Here is a 16621-nt window from a genome sequence, read left to right on the forward strand (position 1 = left end):
CGGAAATTTATCAGGAGCCCAGACGGTAGTTCGGGGACTCTTTGGTGATCGTCACGTCGTGAACGTGGCTCTCCTGGATACCCGCACCGCTGATGCGTACGAATTCCGCTTTGGTACGCAGCAGGTCAATGGTACCACAGCCGGTCAGACCCATACAGGAGCGCAGGCCGCCCATCTGCTGGTGAATGATCTCTTTCAGGCGGCCTTTATACGCCACACGACCTTCGATACCTTCCGGCACCAGTTTGTCTGCGGCGTTATCGGTCTGGAAGTAACGGTCAGAGGAACCTTTAGACATCGCGCCCAGGGAGCCCATACCGCGGTAGGATTTATAAGAACGCCCCTGGTAGAGTTCGATTTCACCCGGGGATTCTTCGGTACCGGCCAGCATGGAGCCCACCATCACGGCTGCGGCACCTGCGGCGATCGCTTTGGCAATGTCGCCAGAGAAACGGATACCGCCGTCCGCGATGACCGGAATACCGGTACCTTCCAGCGCTTCAACCGCGTCAGAAACCGCCGTGATCTGCGGCACGCCTACGCCGGTGACGATACGGGTGGTACAGATAGAGCCAGGACCGATACCCACTTTCACCGCGCTGCAACCCGCTTCCGCCAGCGCGCGAGCGCCTGCGCCGGTTGCCACGTTACCGCCGATGATCTGGAGATCCGGGTATTTAGCACGGGTTTCACGAATACGTTGCAGAACGCCTTCGGAGTGGCCGTGGGAGGAGTCAATCAGCAGCACGTCAACGCCCGCAGCAACCAGCGCGTCAACGCGCTCTTCGTTACCCGCACCTGCGCCAACCGCAGCGCCGACGCGCAGACGGCCATGCTCGTCTTTACAGGCGTTCGGTTTACGTTCTGCTTTCTGGAAATCTTTAACGGTGATCATGCCGCGCAGGTGGAAGTTCGCGTCCACAACCAGCGCTTTCTCAACGCGTTTTTCGTGCATTTTCGCCAGCACCACGTCGCGGGTTTCGCCTTCACGCACGGTCACCAGACGCTCTTTTGGCGTCATGTAGACGCTGACAGGCTGGTTCAGGTCAGTCACGAAACGCACGTCACGACCGGTAATGATACCCACCAGTTCGTTGTCTTCAGTGACTACCGGATAGCCTGCAAAGCCGTTACGCTCGGTCAGGGCTTTCACTTCGTGCAGCGTGGTGGTTGGCAGAACGGTCTGAGGATCGGACACGATACCGGATTCATGCTTCTTCACGCGGCGAACTTCTTCCGCCTGACGCTCGATAGACATGTTTTTGTGGATAAAGCCAATGCCGCCTTCCTGTGCCAGGGCGATAGCCAGACGCGCTTCAGTCACGGTGTCCATTGCTGCGGAGAGCATAGGAATGTTCAGACGAATGGTTTTCGTCAACTGCGTGCTGAGGTCGGCAGTATTCGGCAGAACGGTGGAGTGAGCGGGAACGAGGAGGACGTCGTCAAACGTCAGTGCTTCTTTAGCGATACGTAGCATGGGCAATATCTCTGACCTGGGTGGTTAAATATTGCCGTGGCATTATACAGAGCGTAACCGATTGCATCCACACTTTTTTGAAAAAAATGCTTGCGCTCACCTCTCAGCAGGTTACTATCGACTGAATAACTTGCTGATTTAGAATTTGATCCCGCTCACATGTTATCCTCTCAATCCCCCTCAATTTATACTGTCAGCCGCCTTAATCAGACGGTACGTTTGCTGCTTGAGCAGGAAATGGGACAGGTCTGGATCAGCGGTGAAATCTCTAACTTCACGCAGCCTGCTTCCGGTCACTGGTACTTTACGCTGAAAGACGACACCGCTCAGGTGCGCTGCGCGATGTTCCGCAACAGCAACCGTCGCGTGACGTTCCGTCCTCAGCATGGCCAGCAGGTTCTGGTTCGCGCCAACATTACCCTGTATGAGCCGCGCGGCGATTATCAGATTATCGTCGAGAGCATGCAGCCCGCGGGCGAAGGCTTGCTGCAACAGAAGTACGAGCAGCTCAAAGCCATGCTTTCGGCTGAGGGATTGTTCGACCAGCAGTTTAAAAAGCCCCTGCCCTCACCCGCTCACTGCGTTGGGGTCATTACCTCGAAAACCGGTGCGGCCCTGCACGATATTTTGCACGTTCTGAAGCGCCGTGATCCTTCCCTGCCCGTCATTATTTACCCAACTGCCGTTCAGGGTGACGATGCGCCGGGGCAGATCGTGCGCGCGATTGAACTGGCAAATGCCCGTCAGGAGTGTGATGTATTAATCGTTGGGCGCGGCGGCGGCTCGCTGGAAGACCTTTGGAGCTTTAACGACGAGCGCGTGGCGCGGGCAATCTTTGCCAGCCTTATCCCGGTGGTAAGTGCCGTCGGTCACGAAACGGATGTAACGATTGCGGATTTTGTCGCGGATTTACGCGCGCCCACGCCGTCCGCGGCGGCAGAGGTAGTCAGCCGTAACCAGCTGGAGCTGCTGCGTCAGATCCAGAACGGGCAGCAGCGCCTGGAGATGGCGATGGACTACTTCCTCGCCAACCGTACCCGCCGCTTTACCCAGCTTCACCATCGTCTGCAACAGCAGCATCCGCAATTGCGTCTGGCGCGTCAGCAAACCGTGCTGGAACGTCTGCGTCAGCGGATGAACTTCGCGCTGGATAACCAGCTTAAGCGGGCGGTAGCTCGCCAGCAGCGCGTCACGCAGCGTCTGAACCAGCAAAACCCGCAGCCGAAGATTTATCGCGCACAAACGCGTATCCAGCAGCTTGAGTTCCGCCTCGCGGAAAATATCCGCTCACGCCTGAGCACCACGCGCGAGCGTTTCGGCAATGCGGTCACCCATCTGGAAGCCGTCAGCCCGCTCTCCACGCTGGCTCGCGGCTATAGTGTGACCACCGCGACGGACGGCAAAGTGCTGAAACAAACGAAACAGGTTAAAGCCGGGGATGTGCTCACCACCCGGCTTTCTGACGGCTGGGTCGAGAGTGAGGTGAAAGAGATCAAACCGGTGAAAAAAACGCGCCAGCGTAAAAGCGGATAAATCTTCGCCGGTTACAAACTATACTGCTGCTATTGCCTTTTTTAATAAGGAGAGCAGCATGCCCCATCTTCATAGCGTCATCCCTCCGTATATTCTTCGTCGAATTATCGAAAGCGGTTCTGAGCCGCAGCAGCGCTGCGCCCGTCAGACCTTAACCCACGTCCAGACGCTGATGGCCCATATGCCGGGCAAACCCGCCGCGCCGCATGTGAATAAAGCCGGTCAGCTTGAGCGTGACATCTACGATGCGAAACAGACCCAGGAGCTGCCGGGTAGCCAGGTGCGCTATGAAGGCCAGCCCTCCAACGGCGATGTGGCGGTGGATGAAGCGTACGATTATCTGGGTATCACCCATGATTTCTTCTGGAAAGAATATCAGCGCGATTCGCTCGATAACAAAGGGCTGATCCTCACCGGCACCGTGCATTATGGTCGGGAATATCAGAACGCCTTCTGGAACGGCCAGCAGATGGTCTTTGGCGACGGTGACGGAGAAATCTTCAACCGCTTCACCATTGCCATCGACGTGGTGGCGCATGAGCTGAGCCACGGCGTGACCGAGACCGAAGCCGGACTGATCTATTTTGAACAGTCGGGCGCGCTGAACGAGTCGCTGTCAGACGTGTTTGGCTCGCTGGTGAAGCAATACCATCTTAAGCAAACCGCCGATAAAGCAGACTGGCTGATTGGCGAGGGTCTGCTGGCGGAGGGTATCAACGGGAAAGGGCTACGTTCCATGTCTGAACCCGGTACCGCCTACGACGATCCGCTGCTCGGCAAAGACCCGCAGCCCGCGCACATGAAAGACTTCATCAAAACGCGCGAGGATAACGGCGGCGTGCATCTTAACTCCGGCATCCCCAACCGCGCGTTTTACCTGGCCGCAACGGCGATCGGTGGCTACGCCTGGGAAAAAGCGGGTTATGCCTGGTACGACACGGTTTGCGATCGCAACCTGGCGCAGGATGCGGATTTTGATGCCTTTGCAAAACTGACGATCGCGCACGGCGAGAAACGCTCCGGTAGCGACGTTGGGGCGGCCATTAAACAAGCCTGGGAACAGGTGGGAGTACTGTAAATGCAGGTTCCGGAACTGACGGATGACGCCGTGGTTGAGCTGGCCCGGGAAGGCGGCGTCGCCTTTATCCCTAAGCTGAGCGGCCAGCGCACCATTGCGCTCTCCTCGCTTAATGAGGCCCAGCGCCAGCGCCTGGTGAGCATTCTTGAGCAGGCTTTCCCGCGCGGCCAGCCGCCCGGGCAAGCCTCTTCCCCCGGCAGCGGTGACCAGCGCTATTTCCGCATCCAGATTATCTGGACCGGCCAAAATCAGGCGCACTACGCCGATATCATCGTGCTGGTACCCGAGCAGGAAGCACCCGAGTCGCTGGTGGAACTGTGGCAGAAAGGTGAAGGCTGCGTGTGCGATTAACCTTCAGCCCGAACAAACTCCACGCGTTTTTTAGAGATAAGACCGTGGCCGTTCTGGCAAAAATAGTCCACCGCACCGCAGGCTTTTAGTACCTGGAGTGGCTGATGACACTCCGGGCAGCGGGCTTCGAGCGCGATATCTTTATTACAATTTTCGCAGTGCGCTACCCCGTTCAGGGGCTCCAGCGGTGTCTGGCAATCCGGGCAGGTAATCGTCATGGTGACTCCTTCAAAGCGTTCAGGTCTGCGATAATTTTACCACGTCGCGTTCAGTGCGGGCCACGCAACTGTTGCTGTAAGGTCAGCAGCAGCGTCACCTCCTCGACCCTCCGGCGCGTCGTGCGGCTCACCTGGTGCGGATCCCGTTCAAAGAAACTTTTTGCCCCCAAAATATGCTCCGCAAGGCAATGCTCGTAGATCGTACCGGGAATATGCCAGCGCTGAATTTCTTTACCCTTAATCAGCTCCAGCACATCTTCTGCGCCGCGTCGGTCGTGGCTGACGATACGCCCGTCGCGCAAATGGAAGCGTAATCCCTTTTGCCCACCCGCAGGTCCCGCGTATTTGTTAAGCCAGATGTCCACCGGCACGCCGCTGATGCTTCCCTGCAAATGCGCCTCGCCTTCCGCCGTGGTCAGATCGCCCGTTGCGATTTCGCGGCCCAGGCGGTCTTTTGCTGTCACCACCTGCAACGTCATATCGTCACTGCCGCCCAGGTAACGCACCGTTTCACGCAGCATCGCCAGCACGTGCGTACCGATATCCAGAATCACACCATCTGGATGGCGAAGCATTCGCGCGTCTGGCTCGCCGGTGGCGAAGTTGAGCGCAATGGGCTCTCCTTCGGCGTTATACCCGCTTGGCTCCTGCAAAAAACCTTCGATTTTGACGATGTCAGAAACATGAGCGACCAGTGATTGCTTTACGCTATCGAGACGCGCCATCCAGTGATCGAGCGCCAGCACGCGGTCGGCGGCTCCCGGTTGAGCCAGCAGCGCTTTCAGTTTTTCAATTTGGGGCAGCGTGGCGACAATCGGTTTTTCTACCACAATACGCGACGCGGGTGAGGCCAGCGCCTGCTCAAGTACCTCGAGATGGTACAGGGAGGAAGTGGTGATAAACAGGGTATCCAGCGGGTGGGAAAGAAGTTCACCGAGCGACGCGCAACGTGTGACCCCTTCAGGCTGCTTCTCGGAATGAATATCAAAACCTAAACAGCGCGGAGTATCAGGAAAAAGATTTCGTATTGCCGGTAAGTAAGCCGTTTCAACCACAGCACCAAGCCCAACAAACCCTAACAGCATGTTCTTACCTCGTTAAGTCAATTGCCGGGGCATAACGCCACCCCGGCAAGGTCGAGGTTTATCAGGCGTTAGCGGCCGGTTTAGTCTGCGCATTTTCCAGCATGCGGCGCACCGGAACAATGAGGACGATCAGCACCGCAGCACAAATCAGCAGCGCAATGGAGCAACGGGCAAAGAGGTCTGGCAGCATATCCAGCTGGTCGGCCTTCACGTGACCACCAATCAGCCCCGCAGCCAGGTTACCCAGCGCACTGGCGCAGAACCACAGGCCCATCATCTGGCCGCGCATTCTCTCCGGCGCCAGCAGGGTCATGGTCGCAAGACCAATCGGACTCAGGCACAGTTCCCCGAGCGTCAGCATCAGGATACTGCCCACCAGCCAGAACGGAGAAACCCCTGCCCCACCGTTGCTCAGCACGTTCTGCGCCGCCAGCATCATCAGGCCAAAGCCCGCCGCCGCGCACAGAATGCCGATCACGAACTTGGTGATGCTGCTCGGACGAATGTTTTTGCTCGCCAGCTTCGGCCATGCCCAGCTAAATACCGGGGCCAGCAGAATGATGAACAGGGCATTGATCGACTGGAACCACACCGCCGGGATCTCAAAATCACCGATCATGCGGTTAGTGTAGTCGTTGGCGAACAGGTTGAAGGAGGTTGGCTTCTGCTCGAACGCGGACCAGAAGAACGCGGCGGAGACCAGCAGAATAAAGCACACCAGCAGCCTTGCGCGCTCTTTGCGATTCAGCCCGGCGAAGATGAACAGATAGATGAAGTAGAGCGCGACGGAGGCGGCAATCACATACACCAGCACGCTGGCGACCGCGACCGGATTAATCACAATCACGCCCTGGGCAATCAACGTTACGATGATTGCAACACCCACAGCCAGCGCCAGCAGCCAGGCACCCACGCCGTTACGTTTCACTACCGGACTGTTCCAGGTGGAGTCCAGACCGACTTCACTGTCGTAGCGCTTCATGGCCGGAACGGCAAACACGCGGAAGATAATCAGGGCGACCAGCATCCCGATACCACCGATACCAAAGCCCCAGTGCCAGCCGTGGGTTTTGATCAGCCAGCCGGAAATCAGAGGGGCAATGAACGAGCCCATGTTGATGCCCATATAGAACAGCGAGAAACCGCCGTCACGACGCGCATCGCCCTTTTTGTACAGTGTCCCCACCATGACCGAGATACAGGTCTTGAACAGGCCGGAGCCGAGCACGATAAACATCAGGCCGATGAAGAACAGGTTGTCGCCCATGATGGCCGACAGGGCGATCGACAGGTGCCCGAGCGCAATCAAAATCGAACCGTACCAGACGGCCCGCTGCTGGCCGAGCCAGTTATCCGCCAGCCAGCCGCCCGGCAGCGCAGCGAGGTACATGGTGCCGGCAAAGATGCCGACAATCGCCGAGGCGTTTTCACGCGCCAGGCCCATCCCGCCGTCATAGACGGTGGCGGCCATAAACAGAATCAGTAGCGGGCGAATACCGTAAAACGAAAAACGCTCCCACATCTCGGTGAAGAACAGCGAACCGAGCGGATAAGGATGGCCGAAGAAGGTTCGGCTCTCTTTTTGATTAACAGAGGATTGCATAATTCTCCCGAAAAGGTATGTGTCGTGCTTGTAAACACCAGCATGTACGCCGAACGGTTACGTATCCGATCGATTTTTTACATGCGGCGAAATGTTGGTTAACCATTTGATAACCAGGCGCTAGTTTTGTCTAGTACCGAACCCTGGACTTTAAGACGAAAATTCGATGATTGTCTACTTTCTTAGATATAAACATGGTTAAAAGCGAATAGTGATTGACATCACACAGGGAAGGCAGGCCTTTTGAATGGGCGAAAAAAACCCGCGACAGGCGCGGGTTTTAGTGAGTTCGGTAAGAATTATTTGCTTTTCTTAATGTGCTTAATCAAACGCTTACGCTTACGCATCTGGTTCGGCGTCAGGGTGTTGCGTTTATTCGCAAACGGGTTCTCCCCTTCCTTGAACTGAATACGGATAGGCGTACCCATCACGTCCAGCGACTTGCGGAAGTAGTTCATCAGGTAGCGTTTGTAGGAGTCCGGCAGATCCTTCACCTGGTTACCGTGGATCACCACGATAGGCGGGTTATACCCCCCGGCGTGAGCATATTTCAGCTTCACGCGACGACCGCGCACCAGCGGCGGCTGGTGGTCTTCAGCAGCCATGTTCATGATACGGGTCAGCATCGCCGTGCTCTGACGGCGGGTAGAGCTGTCATAGGCTTCACGAACGGATTCGAACAAGTTGCCAACACCACTCCCGTGCAGGGCAGAGATGAAGTGAACGCGGGCAAAGTCGATAAAGCCCAGACGGAAGTCCAGCGTCTCTTTCACCTGCTCGCGCACTTCATTGCTCAGGCCGTCCCACTTGTTGACGACGATAACCAGTGAGCGCCCACTATTGAGGATAAAGCCAAGCAGAGAGAGATCCTGATCGGAGATACCTTCACGTGCGTCGATGACCAGCAGCACCACGTTGGCGTCTTCAATCGCCTGAAGGGTTTTGATCACCGAGAATTTTTCTACCACATCGGTGATTTTCCCGCGCTTACGCACCCCTGCGGTGTCGATAAGTACGTACTCACGTTCATCGCGCTGCATTGGAATGTAAATGCTGTCACGCGTTGTGCCTGGCATGTCGTAAACCACCACGCGCTCTTCACCGAGAATACGGTTAGTAAGCGTAGACTTACCTACGTTTGGGCGACCCACGATAGCCAGCTTGATAGGCAGATCCTGCGGGTTGAAGTCGTCTTCCGGCTCTTCCTCGCCTTCCTCTCCGGCTTCAAACTGCGCCCAGTATTCAGCGTCCTCGTCCACCTCTTCCGGCGGGTTCACTTCATCTACCCACGGCAGCAGAACGGTTTCCAGCAGGCTGGTAACGCCACGACCATGCGAGGCCGCGATAGGATAAATATCGCCCAGGCCTAAAGACCAGAAATCCGCAACAGCCTGATCGGCATCGATGCCGTCAGTTTTGTTCGCCACCAGGAAGGTTGGCTTTTCGCGTGAACGCAGATGTTTAGCGATAGCAGAATCCGCGGGCATCAGGCCAGCGCGAGCATCCACCATAAACAGAACCACATCCGCTTCTTCGATAGCCAGCAGAGATTGCTCTGCCATGCGGGTTTCTACGCCGTCTTCCGTACCGTCAATACCCCCGGTATCGATACAGATGAACTCGCGTCCTTCCACCTCTGCACGACCGTACTTACGGTCACGCGTCAGCCCCGGGAAATCCGCAACCAGCGCATCACGGGTGCGTGTTAAACGGTTAAAAAGAGTGGATTTTCCAACGTTAGGGCGCCCGACAAGCGCGACCACAGGTACCATGTTTGAAGCCTCATAAAATTCAAAATAACGTCGCTTTCGCAGCGTTTTTAAAAATGTCAAAACGGCTCCTGAGTGAACAGGAGCCGTTTAGTATACTACAACCGCCGTGTAATTAACGCGTGATCGCGTACAGCGTGCCGTCTTTTGCCTGAATCAGCAGTTTGCCGTCAGCCACAACGGGCTCCGTCAGGAAGCCTGAGCTATCCACTTTCTGCTGTGCCACGAAGCGACCATTCTCTGGATCGATCCAGTGCATATAGCCTTCGCTGTCGCCCACCACCAGGCTGCCGTTATACAGTGCCGGTGCGGTCAGCAGACGGTGCAGCAGATCGCTCTGCGTCCACAGCGTCACGCCACCTTCGGTGCTCAGCGCCAGCAGACGGTCGTTCTGATCCACCATATAAATACGGTTGCCGTCGACGATGAAATCGTTCACGGAACCCAGCTCACGTTTCCACATGATCTGGCCGCTACGCAGGTCCAGCGCCGTCAGGTTGCCGTTGTATGCCAGCGCGTAAACCACACCGTCGACGATAACTGGCGTGGTGTCCACGTCACTCAGACGGTCAATTTCAGTTGAACCGGTCGCCTGGGAAATACGCTGCTGCCAGATCATCTGGCCCTGCTGCATCAGTACCGCGCTGACACGGCCGTTGTCACCGCCCACAATGGCGGCGCCAAAGGCGGTCGCCGGAGCAGATTCGCCACGCAGAGACAGCGCTGGCATATCCAGGTTAACCGTCCATTTTACCAGACCATCGGCTTCGTTCAGCGCCTGCAACTGGCCGTTGCTGGTATGGATCAGCACCAGGCCGTCGCTGACAACCGGACGCGACAAGGATTCACCGGCAACGGTGGTCTGCCATGCAACCGAACCGTCGCTGGCATTCAGCGCGTAAACCTGCGCTTTTTCGCTGCCCACATACACGTGACCGCCAGCAACGGTCAGGCCGCCAGAAAGCAGTGCAGGTTTACGGGAGAACCAGCCGTCTTTTTCCGCCAGGTTAATGGACCACACTTCTTTTCCGTCATCAGCGTTCAGCGCTTTAACGGTGCCTTTGCGATCGGCCGCATAGACAACGCCGTCAGCAAATGCCGGGTGCAGGTTGGAATAAAAATCGCCAATACCATCTCCCACAGAGGTGTCCCAGGCGGTGGATGGGGTGAACTGGTTTTCAACCGTCGGCAGCGGGGACATTTTAACAACGTCTTCTTCGCCACTGAACAGTGAACAACCACTCAATAACGTAACAGAAAGCAGTCCTGGCAGAAGTAATTTACGCAATTGCATTGGGTCCCTCTCAGACGGACAAATTATTTATTTTCATCTGCATCATTTCGCTCAGCGCAGGTGAAGCTTTACTATCCACGCCAGCTTGCCACGCTTTACGCGCGCCCGCTTTATCACCTTTACTCAGCAGTGCTTCACCGCGAAGATCGGCAACAATAGCGGCAAAGCCTTCGCCTTTGATGGTATCAAGCGTTTTCAGCGCGTCGTCGGCTTTTTTCTGCTGAACCTGGATACGCGCCAGACGCAGATTGATCACCGCTTTCAGATTTTCGTCACTGGCAGCAGCAAGCCCCTGAGACAGTTGCGCAGCGGCTTTGTCCAGTTCGTTTTTATCAACATACTGCTGAGCCACTTCCAGCGCAGCCAGCGCGCCGTAGGTGTTTTTGTTGTCAGCGGCAAATTTCTCCGCAGCCGTCAACGTTTGCGGCTGATCGGCACGGATTGCGCTAACGGTATTTTCGTAGTTCAGGGACGAACCGCGAGCAGAGTCAGCCTGATGATTGTTCCAGTAACGCCAGCCTACCAGCGCACCAACACCTAAAATAACCCCTACAACCAGTGCTTTGCCGTTTTCAGCAAAGAAGCGCTTAACCGCATCAACCTGGTCGTGTTCGTTCTCGTAAATTTCCACGCAGTCCTTCTCCTTAGCCCAATAGAGTGCGCAAGTGCGCCGCAACGCCATCCTGCGTTACCGTAGTTTGCTCACCAGAGCGCAGGTCTTTGACTACCACTTCGCCGTTGGCCACTTCGGACTCACCCAGCACCAGTGCGATACTTGCGCCCCACTTATCGGCACGAGCAAACTGTTTTTTAAAGTTGCCGCCGCCGTGGTTGGTCATCAGCTTAACGTCCGGCAGCGCATCGCGCACGCGTTCGGCAAGCTGCATCGCCGCAGACTGCGTATCCGCACCTGAGGCCACCAGGTATATATCGACAACAGGATCGGCTTTAAATTCCGGATTAACTGCCTGAACCAGCAAAACAAGTCGCTCAAGGCCCATCGCGAAGCCTACAGCCGGTGCTGCGCGACCACCCAGTTGTTCGACCAGACCGTCATAACGACCGCCGGCACAGACGGTGCCCTGCGAACCGAGGCTGGTGGTGACCCACTCAAATACGGTGCGGTTGTAGTAGTCCAGACCGCGCACCAGACGCTGGTTAACGGTATAAGCAATGCCCGCCGCTTCAAGCAGCTTGCACAGGCCGGCAAAGTGTTCGCGGGAGTCCTCATCCAAGTAGTCACCCAGCGCTGGCGCATCGTTCAGCAGCGCCTGTACGTCAGGATTTTTGGAATCGAGTACGCGCAGCGGGTTGCTGTACATACGACGCTTACAGTCTTCGTCGAGCTTCTCTTTGTGCTGTTCCAGGAACGCCACCAGCGCATCACGATAGTTCGCACGCGCTTCCAGAGAACCGATAGAGTTCAGCTCCAGGGAAACGTGCTCAGAAATACCGAGCGCACGCCACCAGCGGGCAGTAAGCATAATCAGTTCGGCATCAATATCTGGTCCTTGCAGACCAAACACTTCCACGCCAAGCTGGTTGAACTGACGGTAGCGGCCTTTTTGCGGACGTTCGTGGCGGAACATCGGGCCGATATACCACAGGCGCTGCTCCTGATTGTACAGGAGACCATGTTCGATGCCGGCGCGTACGCAACCCGCCGTCCCCTCAGGACGCAGAGTCAGGCTGTCGCCGTTGCGGTCCTCAAAGGTGTACATCTCTTTTTCAACCACGTCGGTTACTTCGCCGATCGCGCGTTTGAATAACGGGGTCTGCTCTACAATCGGCAAACGAATTTCGCTGTAACCGTAGCTGCCGAGCACCTGCTTCAGTGTGCCTTCAATGCGCTGCCAGATGGCGGTTTCGCCAGGCAGATAATCGTTCATGCCGCGGATGGCTTGAATGTTTTTTGCCACGTTTATTCTCTTTCTATATACAAAAAAGAACCCAAAGAATGGGTTCAATCATACATGGGAAGCAGCCTGCTTCCCATCACGTTATTTTTCAACCTGCTGAACGCTGATGCGCTTCGCTTCGTCCATCATCGTCGCTTTCGCGCGAATCCGGGCTTCGAGCTGGTCGATCATATCACTATTATCCAGACGATCTTTACGAACGCCATCTTCATAGAGACCACTTTTCTTGTTACCGCCGGTAACGCCCAGCGTGGACACCAGCGCTTCACCCGGACCGTTCACCACGCAGCCGATGATGGAAACGTCCATCGGGGTGATGATGTCTTCCAGGCGCTGCTCCAGAGCATTCACGGTGCCGATCACGTCAAACTCCTGACGTGAACAGGTTGGGCAGGCAATGAAGTTGATCCCACGCGCGCGGATACGCAGTGATTTCAGGATGTCGAAACCGACTTTGATCTCTTCCACCGGATCGGCGGCCAGGGAGACGCGTAACGTGTCGCCGATGCCTTCAGAGAGCAGCAGGCCGAGACCAATCGCCGATTTTACCGAACCGCTTCGCAGACCGCCCGCCTCGGTGATCCCAAGGTGGAGCGGCTGATCGATCTGTTTTGCCAGCAGACGATACGATTCAACGGCCAGGAAGACGTCAGACGCTTTCACGCTCACTTTAAACTGATCGAAGTTAAGGCGATCCAGATGATCGACGTGACGCATTGCGGATTCGAGCAGCGCCTGCGGCGTCGGCTCACCGTACTTTTCCTGGAGATCTTTTTCCAGTGAGCCAGCGTTCACGCCGATACGGATTGGAATGTTTTTGTCGCGGGCGCAGTCAACAACCATGCGAATGCGCTCTTCGTTGCCGATGTTGCCTGGGTTAATACGCAGGCAATCGACACCATATTCAGCGACTTTCAGCGCGATACGGTAATCGAAGTGAATATCGGCAACCAGCGGAACGCTCACCTGCTGCTTGATCAGTTTGAACGCCTCGGCGGCATCCATGGTCGGTACAGAGACGCGAACAATGTCCGCGCCTACGCGTTCTAATGCTTTGATTTGATTGACCGTCGCTTCTACATCCGTAGTACGCGTATTGGTCATCGACTGGACGGCGATAGGCGCCCCATCGCCGACTGGCACGTTCCCAACGTAAATCCGTTTCGATTTTCTACGTTGAATAGGAGCCTGATTATGCATGTAAAATCTCCCGCATTGCCCGTCTGTTACTGTGCTGCTGATTGTTCGGCATTAACGGTAAGACGCGCAACCTGGTTAGTTCTGATAAAGCGGCTCAGATCGACAGGTTTTCCTTGATACTGGATCTGTACCGCTGCCGGTGCGCCGATTTTAAGCTTGTAAGGTGCCTGGCCCGTTAGATTTAACGTGCCATCTTTACGTTGCAGGCCGCTGAACAGCTTTTTACCTGTCGCATCAGTCACTTCCAGCCAGCAATCCGCCGTGAAATTCATCACCAGCGCATTCGGGTCAACGGCAGGTGCCGCCGTACCCGCCGGGTCAGTTGGCAGTGACGCCGCGGTGTTATCTGCCGGTGCCGTTGCCGCAGGGGCGGTATCAACATTGGCCTGTGAAGGTGATACGACCGCGTTCTGATCCTGGGCCTGGGTGGCTGGTGCGGTATTCGCCGTCGCTTCTGGCGTCGTCGCTGGCTCGGTTGCAGGCGTGCTGCTTGCTGCCGCTTGAGGTTCGCTGGAGGTCGCAGCTCCTTCGGTGCTCAGCGGCACGCTTTGCGCGCCGTTATTACCAGACTGATTGAGCTCAGCGGAGGACTGATCGGCCATCGTCGTGATCTCTTCCTGCTGCGCTTTGTGGTTTTGCCACCACCATGCGCCCGTCAGGCCGACAACCACGAACAGGACCAGCCAGGTAAAGCTCATCAGCCAGCCATCGCGTTTTTTACGACGTTTACCCAGAGAGAAGCTCTGCATCGGCGCAACTTTTGCCGCACGCACAGGCGCCTGCTTCTCCATCATCGGCAGTAATTCGTCTTCAGGGATATGAACCAGTTTGGCGTAAGAACGGATATAACCGCGCAGAAACGTTGAAGCCAGATCGGCGGGTGCCTTATCTTCTTCAATATCGCGAACGGTGGAAACCTTCAGGCACAGGCGTTCTGCAACGGCTTGCTGGCTGAGTCCGAGTTGTTCACGGGCGTTGCGAAGACGAACGCCAGTGGAGAGTGCTGCATTTTGATCGTGAGTGGCTTCAGTATTCATTCGCTACAACTACTGGTACGTGAAAATAAGGGTTCAGGTGCCGGTGAGTCACAATGCCACCCGCACCGCGAAACTTTAGGTCAGTTAACCTGGAACAAACAGTATAAGACTGTCGGGCCGCAGATGACAGCGCTGGCAGGCCTTCACGCTAAACTGTTGTTACGTCGTTACATACTGCCCGAAAGTCGTATGAAACGCACCGTAATTATTAATCAGTCATAATGATTGTGACTGAATATTCAGTAAATTAATGCTTCACGGCGCAAAAAACGCGCCGTGTCTGCATAATAATCAAACGGTTTTGACCGCGATTGACTCACCCTGCATGCGCTTACGCAGCGTACGTTTGGTACGGTCAATAACGTCACCCGCCAGCTGACCACAGGCTGCGTCGATATCGTCGCCACGCGTTTTACGTACGATGGTGGTGAAACCATACTCCATCAGCACTTTTGAGAAGCGATCGATACGGCTGTTCGAGCTACGGCCATACGGCGCGCCCGGGAACGGGTTCCATGGGATCAGGTTGATCTTACATGGCGTATCTTTCAGCAGTTCAGCCAGCTCATGTGCATGCTCGGTACCGTCGTTAACATGATCCAGCATCACGTATTCAATGGTCACGCGGCCCTGGTTCGCGTTGGATTTCTCCAGGTAACGGCGCACGCCAGCCAGGAAGGTTTCGATATTGTACTTTTTGTTGATCGGCACAATTTCGTCACGGATGGCGTCGTTTGGCGCGTGAAGGGAGATGGCCAGCGCAACGTCAATCATGTCGCCCAGTTTGTCCAGCGCAGGCACAACGCCGGAAGTAGAGAGCGTAACGCGGCGCTTGGACAGACCAAAACCGAAATCGTCGAGCATGATTTCCATCGCCGGAACGACGTTGGTCAGGTTGAGCAGCGGTTCACCCATCCCCATCATCACCACGTTGGTGATTGGACGTGTACCGGTGACTTTCGCCGCGCCCACGATTTTCGCGGCACGCCAGACCTGGCCGATAATTTCCGACACGCGCAGGTTACGGTTAAAGCCCTGCTGCGCCGTAGAGCAGAATTTACACTCCAGCGCACAGCCCACCTGAGAAGAGACGCACAGCGTGGCGCGATCGTCTTCCGGGATATACACGGTTTCAACACGCTGATCGCCAACGGCAATGGCCCACTTGATGGTGCCATCTGAAGAGCGCTGCTCTTCCACCACTTCCGGTGCGCGGATTTCCGCCACTTCTTTAAGCTTATTGCGCAGCACTTTGTTGATGTCCGTCATGTCATCAAAGTTGTCGCTGCAATAGTGGTACATCCATTTCATGACCTGATCGGCACGAAATGGCTTCTCGCCCATCTCTTTAAAGAACTCGCGCATCTGCTGACGGTTCAGGTCCAGCAGGTTAATTTTTCCATTTTTATTGGGAACCGCAGGAATGGCGACTTCGGAGGTATTCACTAATTCAGACATAATTTTTTCCGGCCTCGTTGTTACACGTTGTGGCCCTTGGTGGGTTGAAAAGAAACGCCCCGGTAAGCAGTCTGCTCGTCCGGGGCGTTGCATTGTACAAAGTCTGGCGCAGGGATGCCACGTTTGCACGCGGCATTTACGAAATTATTAGCGAGTGCGCGGGCACACTTCGCCTTCAGCGAAGAAGAACGCGATTTCGCGCGCAGCAGATTCAACAGAGTCGGAACCGTGGGTGCCGTTCTCGGTGAAGCTGTCTGCATAGTCGGCGCGCAGAGTACCTGCCAGCGCGTTGTCCGGGTTGGTTGCACCCAGCAGATCGCGGTGACGCTGTACCGCGTTTTCGCCTTCCAGTACGGATACCACGATTGGGCCAGAGGTCATGAACTCGACCAGACCATCAAAGAATGGGCGACCTTCGTGCTCAGCGTAAAAACCGCGAGCCTGCTCAACGGTCAGGTGCAGCATTTTGGTGCCAACGATCTTAAACCCTGCTGATTCAAAGCGAGCGAAGATGCTGCCAATAACGTTTTTTGCCACCGCGTTTGGTTTGATGATGGAAAAAGTACGTTCAATAGCCATTGATAACCTCTGTAAAATGT

15 protein-coding genes are annotated in these 16621 nt (G+C 55.8%); 3 read left to right on the plus strand and 12 right to left on the minus strand.

Annotated features, from left to right (window positions below; translation table 11 throughout):
• Positions 1-10 precede the first annotated feature (10 nt).
• Positions 11-1477 carry an IMP dehydrogenase gene (guaB, locus tag INF61_RS17220; RefSeq protein ID WP_003860601.1) on the minus strand — a complete coding sequence of 489 codons (1467 nt, stop codon included), beginning with the start codon at positions 1475-1477 and terminating at the stop codon, positions 11-13.
• Positions 1478-1636: 159 nt separating this feature from the next.
• On the opposite strand from guaB, the gene xseA reads away from it, so the two are divergent.
• From xseA to INF61_RS17235, 3 genes are read left to right on the plus strand one after another with little or no spacing between them, the layout of a single operon-like run.
• Complete coding sequence (gene xseA / locus INF61_RS17225) at positions 1637-3010, plus strand: exodeoxyribonuclease VII large subunit (protein WP_017383521.1); 1374 nt, start codon at positions 1637-1639, stop codon at positions 3008-3010.
• A gap of 58 nt (positions 3011-3068) precedes the next feature.
• Positions 3069-4088 carry a M4 family metallopeptidase gene (locus INF61_RS17230; RefSeq protein WP_017692931.1) on the plus strand — a complete coding sequence of 340 codons (1020 nt, stop codon included), beginning with the start codon at positions 3069-3071 and terminating at the stop codon, positions 4086-4088.
• Positions 4089-4439: a protealysin inhibitor emfourin gene (locus INF61_RS17235; RefSeq protein WP_006811517.1), complete on the plus strand. Its 351-nt coding sequence runs from the start codon at positions 4089-4091 to the stop codon at positions 4437-4439.
• Here INF61_RS17235 and INF61_RS17240 read toward each other — a convergent pair.
• From INF61_RS17240 to ndk, 11 genes are all read right to left on the minus strand, one after another.
• Complete coding sequence (locus INF61_RS17240) at positions 4436-4657, minus strand: zinc ribbon domain-containing protein (RefSeq protein ID WP_017692930.1); 222 nt, start codon at positions 4655-4657, stop codon at positions 4436-4438. The genes INF61_RS17235 and INF61_RS17240 overlap by 4 nt on opposite strands.
• 50 nt (positions 4658-4707) lie before the next feature.
• Positions 4708-5742: a Gfo/Idh/MocA family oxidoreductase gene (locus tag INF61_RS17245; protein WP_193547944.1), complete on the minus strand. Its 1035-nt coding sequence runs from the start codon at positions 5740-5742 to the stop codon at positions 4708-4710.
• A gap of 61 nt (positions 5743-5803) precedes the next feature.
• Complete coding sequence (locus INF61_RS17250; protein ID WP_015572174.1) at positions 5804-7345, minus strand: peptide MFS transporter; 1542 nt, start codon at positions 7343-7345, stop codon at positions 5804-5806.
• 299 nt (positions 7346-7644) lie between these two features.
• Positions 7645-9117, minus strand: coding sequence for a ribosome biogenesis GTPase Der (gene der, locus INF61_RS17255; RefSeq protein ID WP_022648998.1), 1473 nt, complete (start codon positions 9115-9117; stop codon positions 7645-7647).
• A 112-nt stretch (positions 9118-9229) separates the two neighbouring features.
• Complete coding sequence (bamB, locus tag INF61_RS17260) at positions 9230-10408, minus strand: outer membrane protein assembly factor BamB (protein WP_017383525.1); 1179 nt, start codon at positions 10406-10408, stop codon at positions 9230-9232.
• Positions 10409-10418: 10 nt separating this feature from the next.
• Positions 10419-11039 (minus strand): YfgM family protein, encoded by a 621-nt coding sequence (locus INF61_RS17265; RefSeq protein ID WP_017383526.1) that lies wholly within the window; start codon positions 11037-11039, stop codon positions 10419-10421.
• Positions 11040-11052: 13 nt separating this feature from the next.
• Positions 11053-12327, minus strand: coding sequence for a histidine--tRNA ligase (gene hisS / locus INF61_RS17270; RefSeq protein WP_022649001.1), 1275 nt, complete (start codon positions 12325-12327; stop codon positions 11053-11055).
• 81 nt (positions 12328-12408) lie between these two features.
• Positions 12409-13527, minus strand: coding sequence for a flavodoxin-dependent (E)-4-hydroxy-3-methylbut-2-enyl-diphosphate synthase (gene ispG / locus INF61_RS17275; RefSeq protein WP_017383528.1), 1119 nt, complete (start codon positions 13525-13527; stop codon positions 12409-12411).
• 26 nt (positions 13528-13553) lie between these two features.
• Positions 13554-14564: a cytoskeleton protein RodZ gene (gene rodZ, locus INF61_RS17280; protein WP_032649072.1), complete on the minus strand. Its 1011-nt coding sequence runs from the start codon at positions 14562-14564 to the stop codon at positions 13554-13556.
• Between the two features lie 291 nt (positions 14565-14855).
• Positions 14856-16022 (minus strand): bifunctional tRNA (adenosine(37)-C2)-methyltransferase TrmG/ribosomal RNA large subunit methyltransferase RlmN, encoded by a 1167-nt coding sequence (locus tag INF61_RS17285; RefSeq protein WP_003860623.1) that lies wholly within the window; start codon positions 16020-16022, stop codon positions 14856-14858.
• 147 nt (positions 16023-16169) lie between these two features.
• Complete coding sequence (gene ndk, locus INF61_RS17290) at positions 16170-16601, minus strand: nucleoside-diphosphate kinase (protein WP_003860625.1); 432 nt, start codon at positions 16599-16601, stop codon at positions 16170-16172.
• Between the last annotated feature and the right edge of the window lie 20 nt (positions 16602-16621).

The organism is Enterobacter cloacae complex sp. P18RS, from assembly GCF_014982105.1.
GTDB classification, from domain to species: domain Bacteria; phylum Pseudomonadota; class Gammaproteobacteria; order Enterobacterales; family Enterobacteriaceae; genus Enterobacter; species Enterobacter hormaechei_C.